Origin of the sequence: Colwellia sp. MB3u-8, from assembly GCF_014076985.1 — a bacterium.
GTDB lineage: Bacteria > Pseudomonadota > Gammaproteobacteria > Enterobacterales > Alteromonadaceae > Cognaticolwellia.
Genome location: NZ_JACGVA010000069.1, coordinates 78,986 through 100,753, shown reverse-complemented (window position 1 = coordinate 100,753; position 21,768 = coordinate 78,986). Strand labels below are relative to the sequence as shown.

General features: G+C 41.6%; 21 protein-coding genes and 1 other RNA gene. 7 read left to right on the top strand and 15 right to left on the bottom strand.

From position 1 onward, the window contains the following. Positions 1-190: 190 nt before the first annotated feature. Positions 191-385, bottom strand: a complete 195-nt coding sequence (locus tag H4J54_RS14875; protein WP_182191790.1) for a hypothetical protein — start codon at positions 383-385, stop codon at positions 191-193. Positions 386-797: 412 nt separating this feature from the next. Here H4J54_RS14875 and hrpB point away from each other — a divergent pair, with 412 nt between their 5' ends. The 3 genes from hrpB (at position 798) to H4J54_RS14860 (ending at position 6,049) form a co-directional block, all read left to right on the top strand. Further along, positions 798-3,371, top strand: a complete 2,574-nt coding sequence (hrpB, locus tag H4J54_RS14870) for an ATP-dependent helicase HrpB (protein WP_182191789.1) — start codon at positions 798-800, stop codon at positions 3,369-3,371. Between the two features lie 218 nt (positions 3,372-3,589). Next, complete coding sequence (locus H4J54_RS14865) at positions 3,590-5,377, top strand: ABC transporter transmembrane domain-containing protein (RefSeq protein WP_182191837.1); 1,788 nt, start codon at positions 3,590-3,592, stop codon at positions 5,375-5,377. 339 nt (positions 5,378-5,716) lie between these two features. Beyond that, positions 5,717-6,049, top strand: coding sequence for a PBPRA1643 family SWIM/SEC-C metal-binding motif protein (locus tag H4J54_RS14860; protein ID WP_182191788.1), 333 nt, complete (start codon positions 5,717-5,719; stop codon positions 6,047-6,049). 195 nt (positions 6,050-6,244) lie between these two features. Here H4J54_RS14860 and miaA read toward each other — a convergent pair whose 3' ends face one another. Further along, positions 6,245-7,177, bottom strand: coding sequence for a tRNA (adenosine(37)-N6)-dimethylallyltransferase MiaA (gene miaA / locus H4J54_RS14855; protein ID WP_182191787.1), 933 nt, complete (start codon positions 7,175-7,177; stop codon positions 6,245-6,247). A 174-nt stretch (positions 7,178-7,351) separates the two neighbouring features. On the opposite strand from miaA, the gene mrcB reads away from it, so the two are divergent. Then, positions 7,352-9,715 carry a penicillin-binding protein 1B gene (gene mrcB, locus H4J54_RS14850; RefSeq protein ID WP_182191786.1) on the top strand — a complete coding sequence of 788 codons (2,364 nt, stop codon included), beginning with the start codon at positions 7,352-7,354 and terminating at the stop codon, positions 9,713-9,715. 215 nt (positions 9,716-9,930) lie between these two features. Then, the gene (locus H4J54_RS14845) at positions 9,931-10,098 is read left to right on the top strand and encodes a hypothetical protein (RefSeq protein WP_182191785.1); all 168 of its coding nucleotides are present in this window, start codon (positions 9,931-9,933) and stop codon (positions 10,096-10,098) included. A 139-nt stretch (positions 10,099-10,237) separates the two neighbouring features. Here the strand turns inward: H4J54_RS14845 and H4J54_RS14840 are convergent, their stop codons facing one another. From H4J54_RS14840 to H4J54_RS14825, 4 genes are read right to left on the bottom strand one after another with little or no spacing between them, the layout of a single operon-like run. After that, complete coding sequence (locus tag H4J54_RS14840; RefSeq protein WP_182191784.1) at positions 10,238-10,810, bottom strand: BON domain-containing protein; 573 nt, start codon at positions 10,808-10,810, stop codon at positions 10,238-10,240. A 1-nt stretch (position 10,811) separates the two neighbouring features. Next, positions 10,812-11,402: a phosphoheptose isomerase gene (locus H4J54_RS14835; RefSeq protein WP_182191783.1), complete on the bottom strand. Its 591-nt coding sequence runs from the start codon at positions 11,400-11,402 to the stop codon at positions 10,812-10,814. A gap of 42 nt (positions 11,403-11,444) precedes the next feature. Further along, positions 11,445-11,819, bottom strand: coding sequence for a YraN family protein (locus tag H4J54_RS14830; RefSeq protein WP_182191782.1), 375 nt, complete (start codon positions 11,817-11,819; stop codon positions 11,445-11,447). Continuing rightward, entirely contained in the window at positions 11,803-13,668 is a 1,866-nt protein-coding gene (locus H4J54_RS14825; protein WP_182191781.1) for a penicillin-binding protein activator, read from the bottom strand. The genes H4J54_RS14830 and H4J54_RS14825 overlap by 17 nt, the downstream gene beginning before the upstream one ends. 77 nt (positions 13,669-13,745) lie before the next feature. Here H4J54_RS14825 and rsmI point away from each other — a divergent pair, with 77 nt between their 5' ends. Next, the gene (gene rsmI, locus H4J54_RS14820) at positions 13,746-14,597 is read left to right on the top strand and encodes a 16S rRNA (cytidine(1402)-2'-O)-methyltransferase (RefSeq protein WP_182191780.1); all 852 of its coding nucleotides are present in this window, start codon (positions 13,746-13,748) and stop codon (positions 14,595-14,597) included. 4 nt (positions 14,598-14,601) lie between these two features. Here rsmI and H4J54_RS14815 read toward each other — a convergent pair whose 3' ends face one another. After that, positions 14,602-15,255, bottom strand: a complete 654-nt coding sequence (locus H4J54_RS14815) for a glutathione S-transferase family protein (protein ID WP_220464132.1) — start codon at positions 15,253-15,255, stop codon at positions 14,602-14,604. 98 nt (positions 15,256-15,353) lie between these two features. On the opposite strand from H4J54_RS14815, the gene rnpB reads away from it, so the two are divergent. After that, an RNA gene (gene rnpB / locus H4J54_RS14810) (RNase P RNA component class A) lies at positions 15,354-15,789 on the top strand. Positions 15,790-15,964: 175 nt separating this feature from the next. Here rnpB and H4J54_RS14805 read toward each other — a convergent pair. From H4J54_RS14805 to sufC, 8 genes are all read right to left on the bottom strand, one after another. Beyond that, positions 15,965-16,114: a hypothetical protein gene (locus H4J54_RS14805; RefSeq protein ID WP_182191779.1), complete on the bottom strand. Its 150-nt coding sequence runs from the start codon at positions 16,112-16,114 to the stop codon at positions 15,965-15,967. A gap of 114 nt (positions 16,115-16,228) precedes the next feature. Further along, entirely contained in the window at positions 16,229-17,011 is a 783-nt protein-coding gene (locus tag H4J54_RS14800; RefSeq protein ID WP_182191778.1) for a ferredoxin--NADP reductase, read from the bottom strand. A 117-nt stretch (positions 17,012-17,128) separates the two neighbouring features. Continuing rightward, on the bottom strand, positions 17,129-17,539 hold the full coding sequence (locus H4J54_RS14795; RefSeq protein ID WP_182191777.1) for a SufE family protein: 411 nt from the start codon (positions 17,537-17,539) through the stop codon (positions 17,129-17,131). A gap of 22 nt (positions 17,540-17,561) precedes the next feature. Further along, on the bottom strand, positions 17,562-18,095 hold the full coding sequence (sufT, locus tag H4J54_RS14790) for a putative Fe-S cluster assembly protein SufT (protein ID WP_182191776.1): 534 nt from the start codon (positions 18,093-18,095) through the stop codon (positions 17,562-17,564). 43 nt (positions 18,096-18,138) lie between these two features. Beyond that, the gene (locus tag H4J54_RS14785) at positions 18,139-18,504 is read right to left on the bottom strand and encodes an iron-sulfur cluster assembly accessory protein (RefSeq protein ID WP_182191775.1); all 366 of its coding nucleotides are present in this window, start codon (positions 18,502-18,504) and stop codon (positions 18,139-18,141) included. A 10-nt stretch (positions 18,505-18,514) separates the two neighbouring features. Next, a complete protein-coding gene (locus H4J54_RS14780; protein WP_310650088.1) occupies positions 18,515-19,747 on the bottom strand; it encodes a SufS family cysteine desulfurase in 1,233 nt (410 codons plus the stop codon). After that, positions 19,744-21,003: a Fe-S cluster assembly protein SufD gene (gene sufD, locus H4J54_RS14775; RefSeq protein ID WP_182191774.1), complete on the bottom strand. Its 1,260-nt coding sequence runs from the start codon at positions 21,001-21,003 to the stop codon at positions 19,744-19,746. The genes H4J54_RS14780 and sufD overlap by 4 nt, the downstream gene beginning before the upstream one ends. Next, positions 21,000-21,764, bottom strand: coding sequence for a Fe-S cluster assembly ATPase SufC (sufC, locus tag H4J54_RS14770; RefSeq protein ID WP_182191773.1), 765 nt, complete (start codon positions 21,762-21,764; stop codon positions 21,000-21,002). The genes sufD and sufC overlap by 4 nt, the downstream gene beginning before the upstream one ends. Positions 21,765-21,768 lie beyond the last annotated feature (4 nt).

The following is a 21,768-nucleotide window of genomic DNA, read 5'->3' as shown; positions in this document are numbered from 1 at the left end:
TTAAGAAAATGACAGTAAAGTTGCTATTAATCTCATTAAGCTTGTGACCATACTTTGATCTTCTGGCGATTAAACGGACATTAAGCATAAGTACTGTAGCGTTTATTCGCTATATATTTTGTATGGCTACTATATTCAGGTTGCTGAAATAATAGTAGGAAGTCGCCGCTGCTCTTCATATTAATAAAGCCTATTTGCTTTTCTGTGATTTGATTGATTCGTTAAGTCTTTTCAGAACAGCTCTACATTCTTCTTTGTCTTTCATTGAACCAGTATTGCAGGCAGATTTTTGAGTATCCTTACCTATTTCAAAGTTACGCTGAACACCATAATGGAGACATGACGATAAGAATAATATACCGGCCAAGCAACTGATAATTTTCATTGTTTTTTCCATAACGTTAATTAATATACTTTAAGCAAGGAGTCGAATTCAGCTAAACTTATAGAGTTCACTTGTCGACTACACTAGGTAAAATTATTAAGCGCTATATTGATAAAACGCCTAAAATTATATTCAACACGGAATGATGCGAAAGGAGAGATATTTAATTTTATAGAAATGTTCTACAATCCTAAAAAGCATAACTCTCATACAGATAGTATTTCAGCTACTAAATTTGAGAAAGCATATTTTTCTGAGTTAAAAACTGTCTAGTGAAATATGGAAAGTCCAAGTGTAGCCAAAGATAAATAGCATAATCAAAAGTAACAAGTTAAAGCATAGCAGATGCGCCAACTTGTTGACTTCATCTAAGTGATAATAACTTGTCAGTCAATTACTGCGCCGCTAATTGATGCGTTTTATCATTTATATTTTTATACCTATAAAAAATCCAAACAATCAAAATATAAAAAGTAGAGTCCATAAAATTAACCTTCCAATTAATAAAATATTAGCCGACCTTTTACAAGAGTTAAAAAGTAATCAGAGTGTGGTGTTGCAGGCAGAACCTGGGGCAGGTAAATCTACTGCCGTTCCGCTTGAATTATTAAAAGCTGACTTTTTGAATGGTCAGCGAATTATTATGCTTGAGCCTAGACGAATGGCAGCAAGGTCAATTGCTCATTACTTAGCTAAGTGCCTGGGTGAAAAGGTTGGTGAGACTGTTGGTTATCAAGTAAAAAATGACAAAAAAATATCAGCGGCCACAAGACTTGAAATCTTAACCGAAGGAGTGCTGACTAGGCGACTTCAATCAAACCCTGAATTAGCAGGTGTTGGCCTTATAATATTTGACGAGTTTCATGAGCGGTCTATTAATACTGATTTATCACTTATGTTCTCTCTCGAAATTCAACAAGTCATTCGTGAAGATCTTCGTCTTTTAGTGATGTCTGCGACATTAGATACAAATTTAGTATCAAAGTATCTCGGTGACGCACCTGTGATGTTATGTCAAGGAAGAGCATATCCAGTTAGCGTTTTGCATCAAAAAACAGATAAAAAACAGTTGGCATCGAATGTCTGTAAAGCAATATTTAATGTCATTGAAGATGAGGGAGATATTCTTGTATTCCTCCCTGGCGTTGCTGACATAAAAAGATGTATTTCACATGCTGCAACAGTATTTTCAGAGCACAATAAACTTAAACTGGTGTCATTACATGGTTCATTGCCATTAGAAGAGCAGGAAAAGGCGATTGCATTAGCACCGCTAGGCGTTAGAAAAATTATTTTCACAACTAATATCGCAGAAACTAGTTTAACTATCGAAGGTATTACCTGTGTCATTGACTCAGGTCTGGAAAAAAAACTTATTTTCAACCCGTCAAGTGGCATGTCAAAGCTGACGACAACTCATATATCAAAAGCGTCAGCCGAGCAACGTAAAGGGCGAGCAGGTAGGTTATCTGCAGGGAAATGTTTAAGGTTATGGAGTGAAACCGAACATATATCGCTAAAAGACTACCAAGAAGAAGAAATTTTGAATGCAGATTTAGCTGATGCCGTGATAGAGCTAGCAAGCGCTGGACATTCGAATTATGAGGAAATTAATTGGTTAACACCTCCGCCAAAAGCTCATTATGACTCAACTCAAGATTTGCTGGTGAAATTAGGTATGCTTGAGAAATCAGGAAAAATCACAAGGCTTGGAAAACAAGCAAGTACTCTGCCTATCCACCCAAGGCTAGCTAAGATGATGTTGGCAGCGAATGGTAACCAAGAGCGTGAAATTGCTTGTAATATTGCTGCTCTCTTGTCAGAACGAGATATATTGCAAGGGAGTGATAGTGCTGATTTCTTGATGAGATTACAGGTTCTTATTGAGAACGCGGCGGGTCATGTTAATAAAGCCTATGTAAATAGAAATACGTTAAAAACGGTAGTTAAAGATGTTCAGACATTACAGTCATCTATAAGACATAAAAAAAGCAAAGTAGATATCTCAGGTATTTCAGACATCGCAGCATATTTGTTGCTTCTAGCATTTCCGGAAAGATTGGCTAAAAGACGTTCAGCTAATAGCAATAAATATCAACTAGCCAATGGTAAGGGGGCTTTCCTTGCAGAAGATGATCCTCTTATTAATCATGAGTATTTAGTAGTTAATGATTGTGATGCGCAAAAAAAAGAAGGTCGAGTTTTTAGTGCTATTACTTTTAATAAAGATATTTTATCTGAAAAATTTTCTCAGGAAATTTCAGAACAAACAGCATATGAGTTAGCAGCAAACAATAGCCGTGTATACGCAAGGGTATTGAAAAAATATGGCAGTTTAATCATCGAAGAAACAAGAAGTAATGATGTGCCGACTGAATTCATATTAGACAGTATTAAATCTCTGGTAAAGACAGATGCTAGAAACATATTAAGCTGGACTCAAGAGTGCGATGATTGGATGAAAAGGGTGATATGGCTTGGTGGCAAAGTGGAAGGCTTTCCCGTGTTATCAGAGACTTTAATCATGAACACGTCTGAAAACTGGTTATTACCGTATGTTTCAAATATTAAAAAAATATCGGATTTAAAACGAGTGAAAATATTACCCCTATTATCATCATTATTAACATATGAAGAATCAAAAGTACTTGAGAAAGAAGCTCCAGTAATTTATACAACACCCAGTAATAAAAAGGTTTCCATCATTTACGACAAAAATTCAGAGCCAACAGTGGCTGTCGTATTGCAAGAATTGTTTGGTGAGCTTAAATCTCCAATGTTGGCAGATAATAGTATTGCACTACGATTTGAATTGTTATCACCAGCGCGAAGACCAATACAAATAACGAGTGATTTAGCCAACTTTTGGGGGGGATCATATGTCGAAGTTGCAAAAGACATGCGAGCTAAGTATCCCCGCCATAGATGGCCGATTGATCCCTTTTCTGAACAAGCAGGTAGCTCTAGAAAAAAACGAATGACATAAGCGTCTATATCAAATAATAATTTTTGAGATCTCAACGTGCTAATGCGTTAGCGCTAGGTTAACTAAATAAGTCATGACTGTATTTTTACTAAGCGTTTTTAAGCCGCTTTATTATCGCGTGTTTACTTGAAATAGGCATTTTTATAACCACCTTTAGTAGAAGATTACCCTACAGGACAGCCACTGTGAGCGACAACAGCCAAACCATTAATCAGCCTATTTCAGATCATAGCTCTGCAAAAAAAAAGCCTAAAGCATTCAGCAGTCTGTTGCCTATTTTCGCCTTTATAAAACCATATAAGCTAATGTTAGCCTTGGCCTTATTGGCTTTATTAGTCACTGCAGCGGTTAACTTGTCTTTAGGACAAGGGGTAAAGTTTGTTATTGATAACGGTTTTATTGCCGGTTCAGTTGAACAATTGCAATCGGCTATTTTAGCTTTAATCGGCTTAATTAGTTTGCTGGCCGTTGGCACTTTTAGTCGTTTTTATTTAATGTCTTGGTTAGGTGAACGGGTCAGCGCAGATATGCGCAAAGCGGTGTTTAATCGCATTGTTACTTTGCATCCTAGCTATTTTGAAGAAAACCGCAGTGGTGAGTTAATGTCGCGCTTAACCACTGACACCGCCTTATTACAGTCTATTATTGGTTCGTCTTTTTCAATGGCACTGCGCAGTATATTATTACTTATTGGTGGCTTGGTGATGTTAATGGTGACTAATTTTAAATTAACCCTTTTTGTGGTTTTTTCAGTACCCATTATTTTAATACCTATGATGATTTATGGTCGTAAAGTCAGAAAATTAGCAGAAAGTTCACAAGATGCTATTGCTGATGTAGGTACTTATGCCGGCGAAATCATTCAAAATATAAAAGTGGTGCAAAGTTATACCCATGAAGTAAAAGAACAAGATGCTTTTGCCCATGAAGTAGAGAAGGCATTTTCTGTCGCCAAACAGCGCGTAAAGCAACGTTCATACTTGATCGCTATTGTTATTTTTCTTACCTTTGGGGCGATTAGCGCCATGTTGTGGGTGGGCGGTATGGACGTGCTAAAAGGGCAGATGAGTGCTGGCGAATTAGGCGCCTTTATTTTTTACGCCATCATTGTTGCTATGTCTGTCGCCACTATTGCTGAGGTATACGGTGAATTACAACGAGCAGCAGGCTCAGCAACTCGGCTGTTAGCATTACTTGAGATTGAAAGTGATATTAAAGAGTTAGTTTCTCCACAAGTGATGAATAACCATGCCCAGTCGGTGATCAGCTTTAAAGAGGTTGATTTTTGTTATCCATCACGGCCAGACAGTGCGGCACTTCATCAGATTAATTTAGCCATACCGACGGGAAAAATTGTGGCATTAGTGGGTCCATCGGGTGCAGGTAAAACAACGTTATTTGAATTGCTACAACGTTTTTATGACCCTCAAAAAGGCAGTATTCGTTTTAATGATATCGACATCACTGAGTTAAAATTAACTGATTTACGTCAAGCCATGGGTATGGTGCCGCAGCATCCGATACTGTTTAGCTCTGATGTCTGGCACAACATACGTTATGGTAAGCCACAAGCAAGTGATGAAGAGGTGATTAGCGCGGCGAAAAAAGCCCATGCCCATGAGTTTATTGAACAATTACCCCAAGGTTACGCGAGCTTTTTAGGTGAACAAGGGGTGCGATTATCGGGTGGGCAAAAGCAGCGTATTGCTTTAGCCCGAGCCATTTTAAAAGACCCTGAGGTATTACTGCTTGACGAAGCAACCAGCGCTTTAGATGCAGAAAGTGAATACCATGTGCAAGCCGCATTAGATGAATTAATGATCAATAGAACAACATTAATTATCGCGCACCGATTAGCTACTGTGATTCATGCAGATTTAATCGTGGTGATGGACCAAGGGAGAATTGTTGATCAAGGCGATCATAAGTCGTTGTTAAAAAGCTCGAAACTATATCAAAGGCTTTGTGAATTACAGTTTGATAAAGCCAATGCTGAGGCTAATTAATTACTCTGTGCGACACTTTTATCTCTGACTTTTTCTAAGTGTACCAGCTAAATTACCCCCACCCCAAGTGCTAACTAATATCAGTTGCTATGCAGCCCATGGCCATGTTTTTATATCAAGGACATTAGACCAATAACTCGCTATTGGCTTAATTTTCTAATCAAGAAAATTTTACCCGGTGGCTGATGAGCAAAAAATTTAATATCTCCCACCTTTCGCTAAAAGCTAGGCAAGGCTTAAGTTCCTGCATTCAACAGTCGACTATTTTACGTTTTACGTTATACTGCCGCGCTCAAACCTAGTATTTAATTTTTAGTTTTTCATTTAGCGGAGTTCATCATGCACGATCTGTATTACAAAGGGCGTATCCATACCAGAGTAAACCATGTAAAAACAGGTTATAACACTAAGCGTGCTGTTAAGCTTGGCACAGAAAAACACCCGTTAACGCTAGTGGTGACAAGTGAAGAAAAGAAATTACAGGTCGCCATATTAGTTGCCGATAATGAACTGTTTGCTAATATCACGGTAGATAGCACCGCTGATGAAGATATTATTGAACTGAGCGCCATACTGAACAAACCAAGCACCACTAGGTTTGATAAAACGCCCAACCGTAATGATCCTTGTTTATGTGGTAGTGGCAAAAAATATAAAAAGTGTTGCGGTTAACAACACACTATTTTTCCACCTACTGTCAAGCTGACGCTGCTCTAGGTTTTATGAGCAGCGCAGGCTAAGCCCATCGGTATTATCATCTTTATTAGCACAGGTTATTCGGCTAACTTTTTTCTCAGTTAATAGCTAAGCTTACAAAGACCATTTTTAGTCGAAAACGGCTAAATTTTATTGTGCTATGTTTTGCACTCATTTGCACTCATTTGCAGTATTTTTGCTATTTAAGCCTGCTATCACGGCCATGGCTTGTGCAAGCGTATTTTTATCTCCGTCTAGCCAATGTATTTCAGTGCCATTTCGTTCTACCCGTCGCAGCCAAGTGTCTTGTTTTTTAGAAAATTGATGAATAGCTGAGTTCAATTTTTGAAAACAGTCATTTTCGCTTAATTGCCCCTGTAAATGTTGGGCAATAAAACGATATTCTAAGCCATAAAAATATAAGGTTTGCCAACTAACCCCTTGGGCATGTAACTGTGCTACTTCTTCAATAAGGCCTTGTGCCATGCGTTGCTTTAAACGCAGGGTTATACGTTGTCGAATAATCTCTCTGGGCCATTTTATGGCAAATATAAGTGGCTTGAGTGCGGGGAAGTCATTAATTTCATCTTGTGCGGCTCGCTCGCCTTCGGCTATTTCAATGGCTCGTACCAGTCGTCCACGTTCGATCAGATCTGTGGTGTTATGCACATTAGGTTTAAGCTGTATTAACTTTTGAATTAATTGTTCATGACTTAGCTTAGCTAATGTTGACCTCAGGGCTTTATTTTCAGGTACGGCAATTAAGCGATAGCCTTTTAATATTGAGTCAACATAAAGCGCTGAACCGCCAGCTAAAATAGTCAGCTTATTTTTTAAGTTTATTTGCTGATGTGCATTAATAACATCTTGTTGAAAATCAAAAATATTATATTCGTAACCAGGGTCAACAATATCAATTAAGTGATGATTAATTTCTTGGTATTCATCAAGGTCTTTACCGCTGCCAATATCTAAACCGCGATAAACTTGTCGAGAGTCGGCGGAAATTATTTCACCATTTAGCATTCTTGCTAACTCTACTGCCAGTTTGGTTTTCCCCGACGCTGTTGAACCAAGCACAACGAGCATGTTAAATGCAGACATAGTTAACCTTTAGCCATTGGTAGTTAGATAAAAGCAGAATTATATCGTTAATTTCGCCGTTATGCTTGTGAGTTAAGCACTATTTTAAAACGATAAAAATTATCGTTTGGGATCTCGTCTTAGCTAGATTATTATAAGAGCTTAATCGCATATCCTGAGGCTTTTTAATTACCTATGACAGTCAAAAAAACTGCACAAACAGCGAGCAATAAATCAAAAGATGACCAAGCTAACAGCGCAAAAAAACCAGAGGATATGAGCAATAGCCGCTTAAAAAGTGTTATTCGTTGGTCATTTTGGCTGATAGTGAAAATAGCTGTTATCGCCGTATTTGTGCTATTTATCTATAGCATTTATCTTGATGGTAAAGTGCGTGATAAGTTTGAAGGTCAGCGTTGGCAGGTGCCTGTTCAGGTTTATGGTGCGATAGAAAGTTATCAGGTAGGTAGTGAGTTAACTCTGACTCACTTAAAGCAGTCGTTAATGGCTAATCGTTATAAAAAAGTTTTTGATGTTAGACGCCCTGGCGAGTTTGCCTTATCAAAAACTCGCGCCATTATTTATCGTCGCGCTTTTGATTTTGGCGTTGGTATGGAAGTGGCAACAAAAATGACCATAGATCTGGCTAACGGTCATGTGCAAAATTTATACCTTAACGATAAAAGGGTTTCGCAACTGAGATTAGAGCCACTTTTATTGGATAGAATTTTGCCTGAAAGCAAAGAAGACCGAGTTTTGGTGTCCTTGCAAGCGGTGCCAACAATATTATTAGACACCTTATTATTAATCGAGGATCGTGATTTTTATTTTCATCATGGCGTTTCCCCCTTAGGTATTTTACGGGCACTTTACCAAAACCTTAAGGCAGGGCGAACGGTGCAAGGTGGCAGTACCTTAACGCAGCAACTGGTTAAAAATATGTTTTTAACGCGCGATAAAACCTTATGGCGCAAAGCTAATGAAGCCATTATGGCGCTGATATTAGAGTATCGATATAGCAAAGATCAATTATTAGAAGCCTATATTAACGAAGTCTATTTAGGCCAGCATTATGCTAATGGCATTTATGGCTTTGGACTCGCCGCTGAGTTTTACTTTGGCAAGTCAATTCAATCACTTAACTTAGAACAAATGGCGATGATTATTGGCCAAGTGAAGGGGCCTAGTTACTATGATCCTTGGCGTTTTCCAGCGCGCACTATCAAGCGTCGAGATTTAGTCTTAAGGCTAATGTATCAACAAGAAATTATTGCCCAACATGAGTTTGAGCGTGCGGTCGAGTCGCCGTTATCAGTCAGAAAAAAACGTCGGGTAAAACAGCAAAAATTTCCCGCCTATCTGCAATTAGTCAAAGCTGAATTAGCGCGGCATTTATCCCAATATGAGCAGCAATCTGGCGTTAGAGTGTTTACCGGTTTTGCCATTAATCAACAACTGGCATTACAAGCCAGTATTGATCAAACCTTACCGAGCTTAGAGCAAAGGTCGGGCGCTGAACTACAAGTGGCGATGGTGGTGTCTGATTTTAAAACCGGTGCAGTTCGTGCGTTAGTGGGTGGGAAAGAAGCGGGCTACGCAGGTTTTAATCGTGCGCTACATGCTAAGCGACCTATTGGCTCTTTAATTAAACCTGCGATATATATTGCGGCGTTAGAGCGTTATCAACGCTTTAATTTAGCCACTTTAATTGCCGATAAAGCAATTACCTTGTCAACGGAAAACGGCCAAGCATGGCGGCCGAAAAATTACGATGGTCAGTATCGAGGCCAAGTGCATTTAATTGACGCCTTAGTATCAAGCCTTAATGTCCCCACCGTGAATTTAGGTATGGCGTTGGGTTTGGACAATGTTGCTCAAGCTATTCATCTCCTGGGTTATCAGGATGATATTGTTACTCGTCCGTCAATGCTGCTTGGGGCATTAAATATGTCACCAATGCAAATAAACCAACTCTATATACCGGTTGCTAATCATGGTGTGGGTGAAACGTCACATGCAATAGAGCGGATAGTCAGCGCCCGTGGTGAAACCTTATGGCAGTTTCAGGCTTTAGAGCAGGCGATTATCTCAACGCAAGCGGCTTATTTACTCAACTTTGCCTTAAATAAAGTGACAACGTCAGGCACGGCGAGTTCGTTAACGTGGCGGCTTAAAGATAAAAAAATAGCGGGTAAAACAGGCACAACCAATGACCTAAGAGACAGTTGGTTTGTCGGCTATGACAATGAACTTTTAGTCACTACTTGGGTAGGTCGAGACGATAACAAGCCAACTAAATTAACCGGTAGTAGTGGTGCACTGGTACTATTTGCTGAGTTTATGCAGAAAACAGGGGCTGTTAGTCGTCAGGCTAAAGTACCAACAAGTGTTGAATTAGTGCGCTTTGATAATAAAAGTGGTCGGGCGGTTAGCCAAACTTGTGATAATTCGCAATTACTGCCTGCTGTTACCACTGGCCTGATTTATGACAGACAGTGCGAAGAAGATGCTAAAAATATTAAGCAGAAATCTTGGCTAGAGAAATTATTTGGCGCTTAGTTTTATAGCGAATTCAATTGCTAAGCTTTTAGCGCTTTTGTTGTTTGAATAACCCCGTTTTCAGTATTATAATTAATAGCTTGTGTATAAAAGTGGCCGTAAATTAACGCCACTTAAGCAACCAAGCGGCAACCAAGCTAGAGCAAAAATGGCGCTAAAAAGTCGCTAAAAAGTCGCTAAAAAGTAGTTGAAATTATCTAGATAAAAGGAGCAGAATGAAGCATAGATTAAGCATTGCTTACTTCACATTGCTTACTGAAAATATCGATGAAGTTACCATCGATGAAGTTACCATCGATGAAGGTATTGAATGGTCACTTGAAATGATTGAAGAGTGTTATGTTCAGGGAAGAAGGGTGTCACGATCACATGGTCGCTCCTAGCTGCTCCTAGCCGTCTAGGTAATTGCCCTTGCGTTACTCTTTTACATAGATGTATATCGAGGTAAAAGAGTAACTATGTGCAGGCTTCTCAGACATACTGTCTTGCAATATATGAGTGTGTTAGACGTTCTTTCAAGCGCTAATCTAGGTATTCAAATATTTTAAATACTCGGTTAACGCCACCTGCATTGCGCGCAATATCTACCGCCATAGTCGCTTGTGCCTTAGTAACCAAGCCCATTAAAAACACTTCGCCATTTTCTGTTATCACTTTAATATTGGTGGCGTCTAGTTTCTCAGTACCAAGTAAAGAGGCTTTTACTTTTGATGTTAGCCAAACATCACTAGTTTTTGTGATAAAAGATGTCGTGTTGCTAATACGAATTTGGTTATGTAGTTGCTTAACACCATTCACCTCATTAATGGCTTTTATAGCTTGATCGCGCAAATAACTATTTGGCGCTTGTCCAATAATTAGCACACTGCCATTAACACTCACCACGTGTAGGTTAGTGTTGTCACTTAACGCGTCTATTTGTGTGAGTTTTGCATACGCATCTAGTTCAATTTTTTGGTCGTCTATTTGATTACCCAAAGAACGATTATCAGTTGCCATACTCGCACCACCAACAACGCCAACAACCGCGACAGCAACACACCCTTGCAGTAACACAGCAAGGGTGATTATGCTTACAATTGATTTTATCGACATACTAAGCCTCAGATTGCGGAAATAATGTAGTATCTATGATGTCACATAAGCAATGAATAACCACTAAGTGGACTTCTTGAATTCGTGCTGTGCGACTCGACGGCACTCGAATTTCAACATCATTTTCGCCTAGTAGGCCAGCTATATCACCGCCGTCACCACCGATTAAGGCAATAATTGGCATATCACGAGAAACGGCAATTTCGATCGCTTTGATCACGTTGCGAGAATTGCCACTGGTAGAAATAGCGAGCAATACATCACCATTGTTACCTAATGCGCGCACTTGCTTAGAATAAATTTCATCAAAATGATAGTCATTACCAATAGAGGTAATAGTTGAACTGTCGGTTGTTAGAGCAATGGCTGGCAAGGGTGGACGTTCAGTTTCATAACGATTTAATAGTTCGGCGGCGAAATGCTGGGCATCAGCGGCTGAGCCACCATTACCACAGGCTAATATTTTATTACCGGCTAATAGACTTTGAACCATTGTCATGCCAGCTTGCTCAATTGGCCCTGCTAATAATTCGCTGGCGGCAATTTTTGTTTGTATGCTTTCAGTAAAATTACTTTTTATCCGTTCTAACATGGTGGATTTAGCTCCGTTGTTTCATTGCTTAAAAGGCATTAATTAAAAGGCATTTTTAAGCCAAGTAATTGCTGGGTTATCAATATCGCCTTGCATCGCAATAACGTCGAATCGGCAAGGGGTATTATATTCATTTAATCCGGCCTGTTGCAGGTAAAATGCCGCACATTGTTTAATTTTTTGCTGTTTTTTAACAGAAACAGCGGCAATAGCACCACCAAAGTGATTATTTTTGCGATATTTCACTTCTACAAACACCCAAACGTCATTTTCGGTCATGATTAAATCAATTTCACCACGACGATTTTGAAAATTACAAGTCTGTAATACTAGACCCTGTTGGCTTAAATAGTGGGCGGCTAATTGCTCACTATTCTTACCTGTGGTTACTGTGTTGGTTTTATTGGTCCATAGCAATTTCTTGTACCTTGCTGCGACTGTATTTGCCCCAAATTAAGCTGCGCGTCAAAATATTATCAACGCCCAATTGTAATATACCTGTTTGACCATAATGGCGGACATAAGTTTTATTGTGCATGGCAGAAACTTTGTCTACTAACGCTAAACTGTCAAAGCCCATGGCAAAAATGCTTTGTAAGCTGTCACTGCGATTAGGCCAAAGTTTTTTTGCTTGTGCGGCTAAGACTTGGTTTTGTTGTTTACTTTTTAACTGCCAAGGCATTTCAGTAAATATTAGACCAGACAAATCACGATTATCACTTTTGTCTATTTTAGAGCTGTGACTGCGTGAGCTGGCATAGACTGGAATTATATCAGCAAAAGGGCTGATGTTAACGTCAATATAAGGCTTTAACAGCTTGGTTTCTAGCGGCAAACCCACGACGTAAATCATATCAATATCTCGACGGTTACGTAATTCACTTTTAATGGAATATTTTATATAGCGATTTAGCTCTTTGGTGCGTTGCTGGCTTAGATCAACGCCAAGGCTGGCCTTAAGTTGATTTTGCATTTTAGCATCACTATTAAAAAATACAATTTCTGGTGCCTTACTCGTGATATGTTGCCATTGTTTGCTGAAAGTCTGCGCGATACGACGACTGGCACTGTCTTGATGGCTTAATATTATAGGGTATTGATAATGTTGACGACTGAGCGTAGTTGCCGCTTGTATCGCTTCATCTTCTGGTCGCATTGATAGAGCAACTTGATGGGGTAATAAGGTAATGGCTGATGGTAAATTAAGTAATAACGTGGGGGTTGTTATCTCGGTTTGGGCTAAATAGAGGTTAACATTTTCTTTTAGTAGCGGGCCTATAACATAGTCGATCTTTAGCTCGGTTAGCTTGGCATTTAAGGTCGTCATATCTAAGGTTGTTGAATCAATAAAGTGTAAGGTTTTAGCGCTATTAATATTGTAAGCGGCTAGTATACCTTGTTGTGCTACTTTGCCGGCGCGCTCTTGTTTACCTGAAAGTGGGATAATAATGGCAATGTTTTGATATTCGTTAGTTAATGTTGGTGGTTGCTGTCGTAACCTTGCGACAATATATTGTGCAGGGTGGCTGCTAAACTCTCGTTGCCATTGGCGTAAATAGCGTTTAAATCTTGCGTCGTCATCACCAAATTTATTGGCAAAAGAAAGCAGTTTGCTCCAACCTTTAAAGTTTGGCGGCGACATTTTAATTAGCTGCTGGTGCTGCCAAGGTGATAGCTGACAAAGTTGTTGCCAAATAATGTCAATATCGTACTCAGTTGCCGGCGAGCTTTCAGCAAAGGCTCTTAAATTTGCATCTAGTGCGGCAATGGGCAGGTTTCTTTGTGTTTGCACTGTGGTTAATGTTTGAAAATAATCAAGACGATGAGTCAGTTGCGCTTTTTCTTTAATATTATTTGCGTTTTCCAGTGCGAGATAAGCATCAGGTATTCTTGCCAAGGCTAATAAACTTTTAGCCTCAATGATAGCTAGGCGATATTGCTCTGTTAGTGATGGCGCTAAGCCATTAAGTTGCTTAGCTAACCAAAGCGCTTTATGAGGTTTAGCTTCTGCTAAATATAACTCACTAGCGTTTAATAACGAGCTAAGGGCTTCATCCTGCTGGTTGGCTGATATTTGTGATGCCGCTTGTGCAAGCTGTTGTTCAGTGGTTAAATTTGTATCAAGCGCTGGCATAACTTCAGCTTGTTTTTCAGCTGACTTTGTTGGTTGACTTGGCTTAGTTGTTGAACAACTGGCCAAAATGGCCACTGTTGCCAACGCACAAAGCGCACTTTTATAAGATGAAAACCATTTAGTGAGTGTCAAAGTTAATAAATCCATACTTTTTAATAGTGCTTTATAATAAACTTCATCCTCTTCAGTCTCAACACAAGTATTTTATTATGTCGGATTCTCAAATTCAGCCCAGCACCTTATATATAGTTGCCACACCTATCGGCAATCTAGGTGATCTTAGTCAACGGGCGCGGGATATACTCGAACAGGTAGATATTATTGCCTGTGAAGATACTCGGCATACCCAACGTTTGTTATCAGCTTATGCGATTAAAAATAAAACGATGTCGATGCATGATCATAACGAGCGTCAACGCCAAGAACAAATTGCCGTCTTGTTAAAAGAAGGCAAAAGCGTAGCCTTAGTGTCAGACGCGGGCACGCCGTTGATCAGTGACCCGGGATTTCATTTGGTACGCCATTGCCGCCAGCAAGGGCTTCAGGTTTCGCCGATTCCAGGCGCTTGTGCGGCCATAGCGGCGCTGTCTGTCGCGGGCTTACCCACCGACAGATTTACCTTTGAAGGTTTTTTACCCTCAAAAACAGGTGCGCGACAATCGACATTAAACGCATTGGCCAACGAAACACGTACCCTGGTGTTTTATGATGCGCCGCGCCGCGCCATTGATACCGTTGAAGATATCGTTAAAACCCTTGGCGGTGAACGCTACGTGGTAATGGCGCGAGAATTAACCAAAACCTTTGAAACCATTCATTCAGACACTGCCGAAAATCTATTAAGCTTTTTACAAGCAGATCCTAATCAGCTTAAAGGTGAAATGGTGCTCATTATCGAAGGGAAAAAAATTGATCCTAATGATATTCCCGCCCATGTAGTGGCAACACTGAAGTTACTACTGTCAGAAATGAAGCCAAAAAGAGCTTGTGCTATTGCGGCAGAAATTCATGGGGTGAAGAAAAACGCACTTTATGAATATGCTTTAGCAATGAAAGAGTAGCGGCTTAGGTGATGTCTATTGGCTTTATGCTGTAATGACTGTTTTTTTCACCGATATCTTTTACTGCTATAAAGCCCTCTCTGCTTTTAAGCCTTTGTAAGTAAGCTTGAGTTTGTGGCTGATAGTGTTTGGCTAGCCCGAGTAGTTCACCTAAATAAAGCGCATAACCGACACTAATGTCGGCAATGGTAAAGCGATTGTCGACCAAATAGTGATGGTTTTCTAAATGGATATTTAAGCGCTTTAAGCGCGCTAAATACCAAATGGCGTAATCTTTAACTACTTGTGGCTGTTGACGTTCAGGCTTTTCAAACTGGCTGTATCGCAAGACTAAGGTTTGTGGAAATGTCAGCGTAGCATCACTGCTAAAGAGCCAGTTTAGGTAGGCACCGTATTCTGGGTGTGCTGCAGGTAAACTCAACTGAGTTTGTGGGTAACGCTCTACTAAGTATAACAACATAGCACTTGATTCGGTCAGCGTGGTAGCACCATCTTTAAGAAAAGGTACTGTGCCTAAAGGATTGGTCTGTAAATAAGCTTTGTCTAAAAAACGTGGTGGGAATGGCAAGGTGTGCAAGGTGTATTCAAACTGCATTTCTTTTAAAGCCCACAAAACACGAAGTGAGCGAGTATTGTGGCAATGCCAAAGTTCGATCATAAATAAAGCCTAAGTCATTTTTAGCTTACTATAACAGCAGATCTATACCCGCGATATTTAATTTAGACCTAAGTGAATATATCGGGTAGAATGCGCCCTGAGTTGACGAGACAATCGCTGCTTTATCGTTGTATCGTTTATTTTTAATAAGCGGTAAACAGATAGAGGGGAGGAAAGTCCGGGCTCCAATGAACAGGGTGCCAGGTAACGCCTGGGGGGCGCGAGCCCACGACAAGTGCAGCAGAGAGAAGACCGCCGATGGTTACTTTTTCGAAAGTTTCACAGGTAAGGCTGAAAGGGTGCGGTAAGAGCGCACCGGATTGCTGGTAACAGTAATTGCAGGGTAAACTCCACCCGGAGCAAGACCAAATAGGGTTTCATGACTATGTTAACGCAAGTTTTCATAGTATAAGCGTGGTTCGCGTGGAAACCGGGTAGGTTGCTTGAGCTATAGAGCGATTTATAGCCTAGACGAATGATTGTCACTCTTCCTTGGAAGAGATACAAAACCCGGCTTATGCGTCATCTCAACAATTTTAGACACCGCTTGATCTGTTGTTAATAGTTCAAGCGGTTTTCTAAAATCCTTTCATATCAAGTCCTACATTCAAAAAATGATACACGGTTAGTCACAGGGTACTGATTTATCTACTCAAGAACTTACCGGTAAAATTTACGCTTCATATTTCTCTGCAAAATACATTTAGGCTCATTTTTTGCCTGATAAACTTATCAAATCAACATCAATTTCAATTTTTTCAAATCTCAAATTTTTATCAACGACTATTTTATCAACAACTAATTGAGCACATGCAAGTCTGAATTCTGCTGTGAAGTGTGGTCTTATTCTTTTTGTCATTGTGCCACCTAAGTTTGATGGGGTGCATAATAACACCTCCAGTTAGGTGGCCAAATTAACTATGTCACTACATGTGCTTAATATAGGGTGTATTAATTATTTGCCTGTCTATGACTACTTTTCGAGGAAGGCTTGTTCGATGACATAATCACCTTGCTCTCGGGAGGTGGCCTTTTTAAAACCTTGTTTATTTAACATTGCCATGGTGTCATCAAGCATGGATTGATTACCACAAAGCATAAATCTATCCGTACTTGGATCAATAGCCGGCAAGCCAATTTCTTGTGTTAAGGTATTATTCGCTAACAAGTGAGTAATTCTTTGTTGATGAGCGTGGGAACGAAATTCCTCACGAGTCACTGTGGGGTAATAAATCAATTTTTCTTTGACCCAATCACCAAAAAATTCATTGTTCGGTAGTTCATCACAGATGGTGTGTTGATAAGCGAGCTCAGAAATATTACGCACACCATGAACCACTATAATTTTTTCATACAGTTCGTATAGGTGTGGATCTTTAATAATGCTCATAAAGGGTGCTAACCCGGTTCCGGTCGCCAGCAAGTATAGGTGCTTTCCAGGCTTAAGCCTGCCGGCTACCAAGGTTCCGGTAGGGCGTGTTGATAGAGTAAGTAGCTCACCAACTTGAATGTGTTGCAAACGAGAGGTGAGTGCCCCATCGGGAACTTTTATACTAAAAAATTCAAGTTCATCTTCATAATTGGCACTGGCAATGCTGTAAGCCCGTAGTAATGGTTTGCCATCGACCTCAAGGCCTATCATAACGAACTGGCCGTTTTCAAAGGTGAATGTGGGCTGACGAGTGGTTTTAAAGCTAAACAGCGTATCATTCCAGTGATGAACACTCGTAACTGTTTCTGTAATGGTATGTCTCATTTAATACTCTTGTAAACTAGGGTGGGGAAAGCTATCCGTAGCTATATGATGTTAATATTAATTCTTGAACAGGGTTTGAACCAAGCTAGTTTGTAAATACGGCTCAGTCTTATCTGTTTACATCTTCGTTTTAGCAATGGCCTGAATTTTAGCGACGATAGCATGCAGGCCGTTGCCACGAGTGGGGGTGATATGGCGCTCAAGGTCCAGTGCTTTGAAATAGCCATTAATGTCAAAATCCAGAATTTTCGCCATGGTTTTGTCATTAAAAACGGCTATCACTAAGGCCAGTAGACCATTAACTATTACCGCGTCACTGTCTGCCTGAAACTGTAATTTACCGTACCGCTCAGTGCTCACTAGCCAGACATTGCTTTGGCAACCTCTGACCAGATTCTCGTTAGTTTTCAGACTTTCATCAATAGGTGGAATACTTTTGCCCAAATCGATGATGTACTGATAGCGCTGCTCCCAGTCATCAAAAAAGGCCATATCCTCAATAATTTCTTGGCTGCTTGGTAGGTTCATCAGGGACTCTCAGGTTATCTAGCTAGAAAAAAATACCGGCTTCGAGCTGAGCTTCTTCGCTCATCATCTCACGGGACCAGGGGGGATCAAATATCAGCTCTACCGCAACCTTTTTAACATTGGGTACCATGCTCACTCGGTATTCTACATCACCTACCAACACAGGTCCCATACCACAGGCGGGGGCCGTCAGGGTCATGTCGATATGCACGGTTTGTGTATCCTGATTGATGGAAACTTTGTAGATCAGCCCCAGAGATAACAAGTCAATGGGAATTTCAGGATCATAGACAGTGGCTAGGGCTTGTAAAACATGATCCTTATGGATAAGACCATCGTTGAGGATAGGAAAATCCAGTTTTTGTGATTTTCGGCCTATAGCATCGGCATCAGTGCCATCAATACGCAGCATATTTCCGCGCCAGGTGACGGTGTAGTTGCCGCCAAGATCCTGGGTGATATTGACAAATTCACCTTGTGGGATCACTTGTAAATCGCCATTAGGCACACCCCTTGCTTTGCATTCGCGCTCAGTAACGACTATTTTTTGTTGCATTTATTGAACCTCTTTATGACAAAGCACAGGTTTGTAATGACATCTAGCTGACGCTAAAGCTCTCACCACAACCACATTCATTGACGGCATTGGGATTATTAAACCTGACTACGCCGTTGACGCCTTCTTTTACATAGTCAATTTCAGTGTTTCTGACTAAATCCATCGTTTTGGCGGCGATGGTCAGAGTGAGCTTATCACTCGCCTCGATCCGCGTATCTCCGTCTTCTGGTTGCTTGGCAACGTCCAACACATAGGAGTAACCAGTGCAGCCGCTGACTTTACTAGACAGGCGCAATAGATGGCCGGGGTGCTCTGCTAACTTGCCTTCAAAATACTTTATCGCAGCTTTTGTCAGGGTGACGGCTTCGCCTTGGCTTTTTTCTGGGGTAAACTTTTCTACATTCATCAAATAATCCTCAGGCCAGCATGTTCTGGACTTTTTTAAGGGCAATAAACAACGCGTCCACTTCTTCTAAAGTGTTATATACCGAGAATGAAGCTCTGGCTGTCCCCGGTAAATTCAAGCGGCGCATCAGTGGTTGGGCACAATGATCACCTGTACGGATGGCAATGCCCTGACGATCCAAAAGAAAGCCTATATCGGCGGGGTGGCAGCCTTGTAATATAAAACTCAACACCCCCATCTTATTGGCAGCATTGCCGATAATGGTTAAGCCCTCAAAGGCTTGGGCCTGTTCCAGGGCGCTAGCCATCAGTGCCTGCTCATGCGCTTGTACCGCACTTAAGTCCAGGCTGGTAAACCAGTCTATGGCGGCGGCTAAAGCTATGGCACCGGCAATATTGGGGGTGCCAGCCTCAAGACGGTTAGGCAATTCGCCCCAGGTGGAACTTTCGTAGGTGACAGTGGCAATCATTTCACCGCCGGTCTGCCATACAGGCCAGTCCTGAAGTACCGCTTTTTTACCCCAAAGCACACCGATACCGGTAGGGCCAAACAGCTTGTGGCCGGAGAATACGTAAAAATCACAGCCGATATCGCTTACATTCACATTGCCATGGGCAATACTCTGTGCGCCGTCAATGAGCACTAACGCGCCTTGTTCTTTACTGAGGGCGGTGAGCTCTTTTACCGGATTAACTGTACCCAGGGCATTAGAGACATGGGGCAGGGCAACCATTTTCGTTTTCTGTGACAACAAGGCAGCAAAGGCTTCGGTATCCAGTGTGCCATTATCATGGATAGGCGCAATTTTCAGTGTTGCACCGCTACGCACACAGGCCTGCTGCCAGGTGACAAGGTTAGCGTGATGCTCCATTTCAGTTACCAGCACTTCATCGCCACTTTGCAGGCGTTGGGCCATACCATTGGCAACAATATTGATACCTTCGGTGGTGCCACTGGTCCAAATCACTTCCTTGCGATCATGGGCATGAATAAAGTTGGCGACTGTATCCCGAGCTTTTTCGTAGCGCCGGGTGGCCTCATCGGAAAGATGATGGGCACCGCGATGCACATTGGCATTACACTGAGTGTAAAAGTCGGTTATCGCCTGGATCACCGCCTGAGGTTTCTGGGTGGTGGCGGCATTATCCAAATATACCAAGGGGTGACCCTCAATTTGCTGATGCAAAATAGGGAACTGGCCTCGAATTTCATCCATATTCAGTGCACTTTTGCTGGTATTCATTTGACTTCCATTTCCACGAAGCGTGAATGCAACTGGGGCTTTAGCCACTGCGCCAGGTGCTGATTAGGCATCTGTTCCACCAATTCCTGAATAAAGCCGAAGTTGAGCATAACCAGCGCTTGGGATCGTGATATGCCGCGGGAAAGCAAGTAATACAAGGTTTCTTCCTCGGTCTCGGCAACGGTGGCACCGTGAGCACACAGCACGTCGTCGGCATAGATTTCTAATTCAGGCTTAGTATTTATTTGACCGCGACGGGACAATAACAGGTTGCGGTTATGCAGCTCTGCTAGCGTCTTCTGGGCATTGCGGTGAATATGAATACGGCCATTGAAAACGGCCTTGGCCTTGTCACCGACAATGCCTCGGGCATTTTCTTTTGTGGTGCCATTGGGCATCACATGTTCGATGGTGCTGTGCAGATCAAAGTTCTCTGCTTCGCCAAGCAGGTAAATGGCGTTAAATTTGGCCTTGGCATGCTCACCGTTATGAATGATATCCACATCCATGCGTGACAATTCACTGCCATAAGCGATAAGCGTGCTGTTAAGCTGTGCTTTTTCCTGCAGGCTGAAATGATCGCCGCCGATATGAATGGCCTGATGGGTATGCATGGCCAGTCGGTAATGCTCAAGATAAGCTTGTTCACCTATGTCATATTCGGCAAAACCTGTGCTAAGGCTGGCTTGTTCACCTTGTCCGTGCTCAATTACTGTGGCACTGGCATGGCTCCCTAAGCGCACCAGAACACGATGATGAGATTCTTGTCCATCGCTACTGATATTAACAATCCGAATCGGCTGTTCAATTTTGCTGTTGGCATCAATATCGATAATCAGACCATCTTCTGCTAAAGCATCGTTGACCAGCCCAAAAAGATGACGCTGAGGTTTGATCTTGGCAAACAAGGCGTTAGCCGTGTTTTGTTGCTTATCTGATGCATCTAGCAAGCTACTGATATGCAGCCCTTGTGGTAAAGACAGTAAGCTTATATCGCTTTGTAATTTGCCATTTACAAAAACCAAGTCTAGGCTGTTCAGACCCGCTATATCTTCAATGATGACTTCGCCTGCTGTGCTACCAGGGCTTAATTCAAGCTGTTCCAGTGGTGCCAGTGAGGTATATTTCCAGCTTTCTACCCGGCGATTGGGCCATTTAGTGTTGCCCAGCGCTTCCAGGGCCTGAGCCCGAAGTGGGCTAAGCCAGTCATCAATGGCCTGACCACGGTCTATTACCTGCTTTAACCACTGACTCATGCATTTGTCTCCTCGACGTTATCCTGTCCTAGGAAAGCATAACCTTCTTTTTCCACGTCTGTGGCCAGTGAAGCATCGCCACTTTTGACGACTTTACCATTGGCCAAAATATGCACATAGTCAGGTTTAATATAATCGAGCAAGCGCTGATAATGGGTGATGATAATAAAGCTGCGTTTGCCGTCGCGTTGGCTGTTCACGCCGTTAGCCACTACTTGTAGGGCATCGATATCCAAACCAGAGTCGGATTCGTCCAGAATACATAGACTGGGTTCAAGCAGGATCATCTGCATAATTTCGTTGCGTTTCTTTTCGCCGCCGGAAAAGCCTTCGTTAACACCGCGTTTAAGAAAATCTAGCGATAGCTGCACTTGTTTGCAGGCTTCCTTGGCTTTTTTCAGAAACTCTGTGGCAGTTAATGGCGTTTCACCACGTTGCTCACGTATGGCGTTCACCGATTCTTTCATAAAGGCCATATTGCTGACACCGGGGATCTCTACTGGATACTGAAAAGCCAGAAACAGTCCTTTGCGGGCTCGTTCTTCTATCGCCATGTCGAGCAGGTCTTCGCCGTTAAATTCTACTTGGCCTTCACTCACCTCATAGCCTTCGCGACCGGATAGAATGAAACCTAAGGTGCTTTTACCTGCGCCGTTAGGGCCCATAATGGCATGAACTTCACCGGGTTTAATGTCTAGGTTCAGACCTTTGAGTATTTCTTTTTGTTCTACACTGGCGTGTAGGTTGTTAATTTTAAGCATGTAT

Coding starts and splice junctions, on each gene's coding strand:
- H4J54_RS14875 (WP_182191790.1), bottom strand. CDS start 385: ATGAAAATTATCAGTTGCTTGGCCGGTATATTATTCTTATCGTCATGT.
- hrpB (WP_182191789.1), top strand. CDS start 798: ATGCGTTTTATCATTTATATTTTTATACCTATAAAAAATCCAAACAAT.
- H4J54_RS14860 (WP_182191788.1), top strand. CDS start 5,717: ATGCACGATCTGTATTACAAAGGGCGTATCCATACCAGAGTAAACCAT.
- miaA (WP_182191787.1), bottom strand. CDS start 7,177: ATGTCTGCATTTAACATGCTCGTTGTGCTTGGTTCAACAGCGTCGGGG.
- mrcB (WP_182191786.1), top strand. CDS start 7,352: ATGACAGTCAAAAAAACTGCACAAACAGCGAGCAATAAATCAAAAGAT.
- H4J54_RS14845 (WP_182191785.1), top strand. CDS start 9,931: ATGAAGCATAGATTAAGCATTGCTTACTTCACATTGCTTACTGAAAAT.
- H4J54_RS14840 (WP_182191784.1), bottom strand. CDS start 10,810: ATGTCGATAAAATCAATTGTAAGCATAATCACCCTTGCTGTGTTACTG.
- H4J54_RS14835 (WP_182191783.1), bottom strand. CDS start 11,402: ATGTTAGAACGGATAAAAAGTAATTTTACTGAAAGCATACAAACAAAA.
- rsmI (WP_182191780.1), top strand. CDS start 13,746: ATGTCGGATTCTCAAATTCAGCCCAGCACCTTATATATAGTTGCCACA.
- H4J54_RS14815 (WP_220464132.1), bottom strand. CDS start 15,255: ATGATCGAACTTTGGCATTGCCACAATACTCGCTCACTTCGTGTTTTG.
- H4J54_RS14805 (WP_182191779.1), bottom strand. CDS start 16,114: ATGACAAAAAGAATAAGACCACACTTCACAGCAGAATTCAGACTTGCA.
- H4J54_RS14800 (WP_182191778.1), bottom strand. CDS start 17,011: ATGAGACATACCATTACAGAAACAGTTACGAGTGTTCATCACTGGAAT.
- H4J54_RS14795 (WP_182191777.1), bottom strand. CDS start 17,539: ATGAACCTACCAAGCAGCCAAGAAATTATTGAGGATATGGCCTTTTTT.
- sufT (WP_182191776.1), bottom strand. CDS start 18,095: ATGCAACAAAAAATAGTCGTTACTGAGCGCGAATGCAAAGCAAGGGGT.
- H4J54_RS14785 (WP_182191775.1), bottom strand. CDS start 18,504: ATGAATGTAGAAAAGTTTACCCCAGAAAAAAGCCAAGGCGAAGCCGTC.
- H4J54_RS14780 (WP_310650088.1), bottom strand. CDS start 19,747: ATGAATACCAGCAAAAGTGCACTGAATATGGATGAAATTCGAGGCCAG.
- sufD (WP_182191774.1), bottom strand. CDS start 21,003: ATGAGTCAGTGGTTAAAGCAGGTAATAGACCGTGGTCAGGCCATTGAT.
- sufC (WP_182191773.1), bottom strand. CDS start 21,764: ATGCTTAAAATTAACAACCTACACGCCAGTGTAGAACAAAAAGAAATA.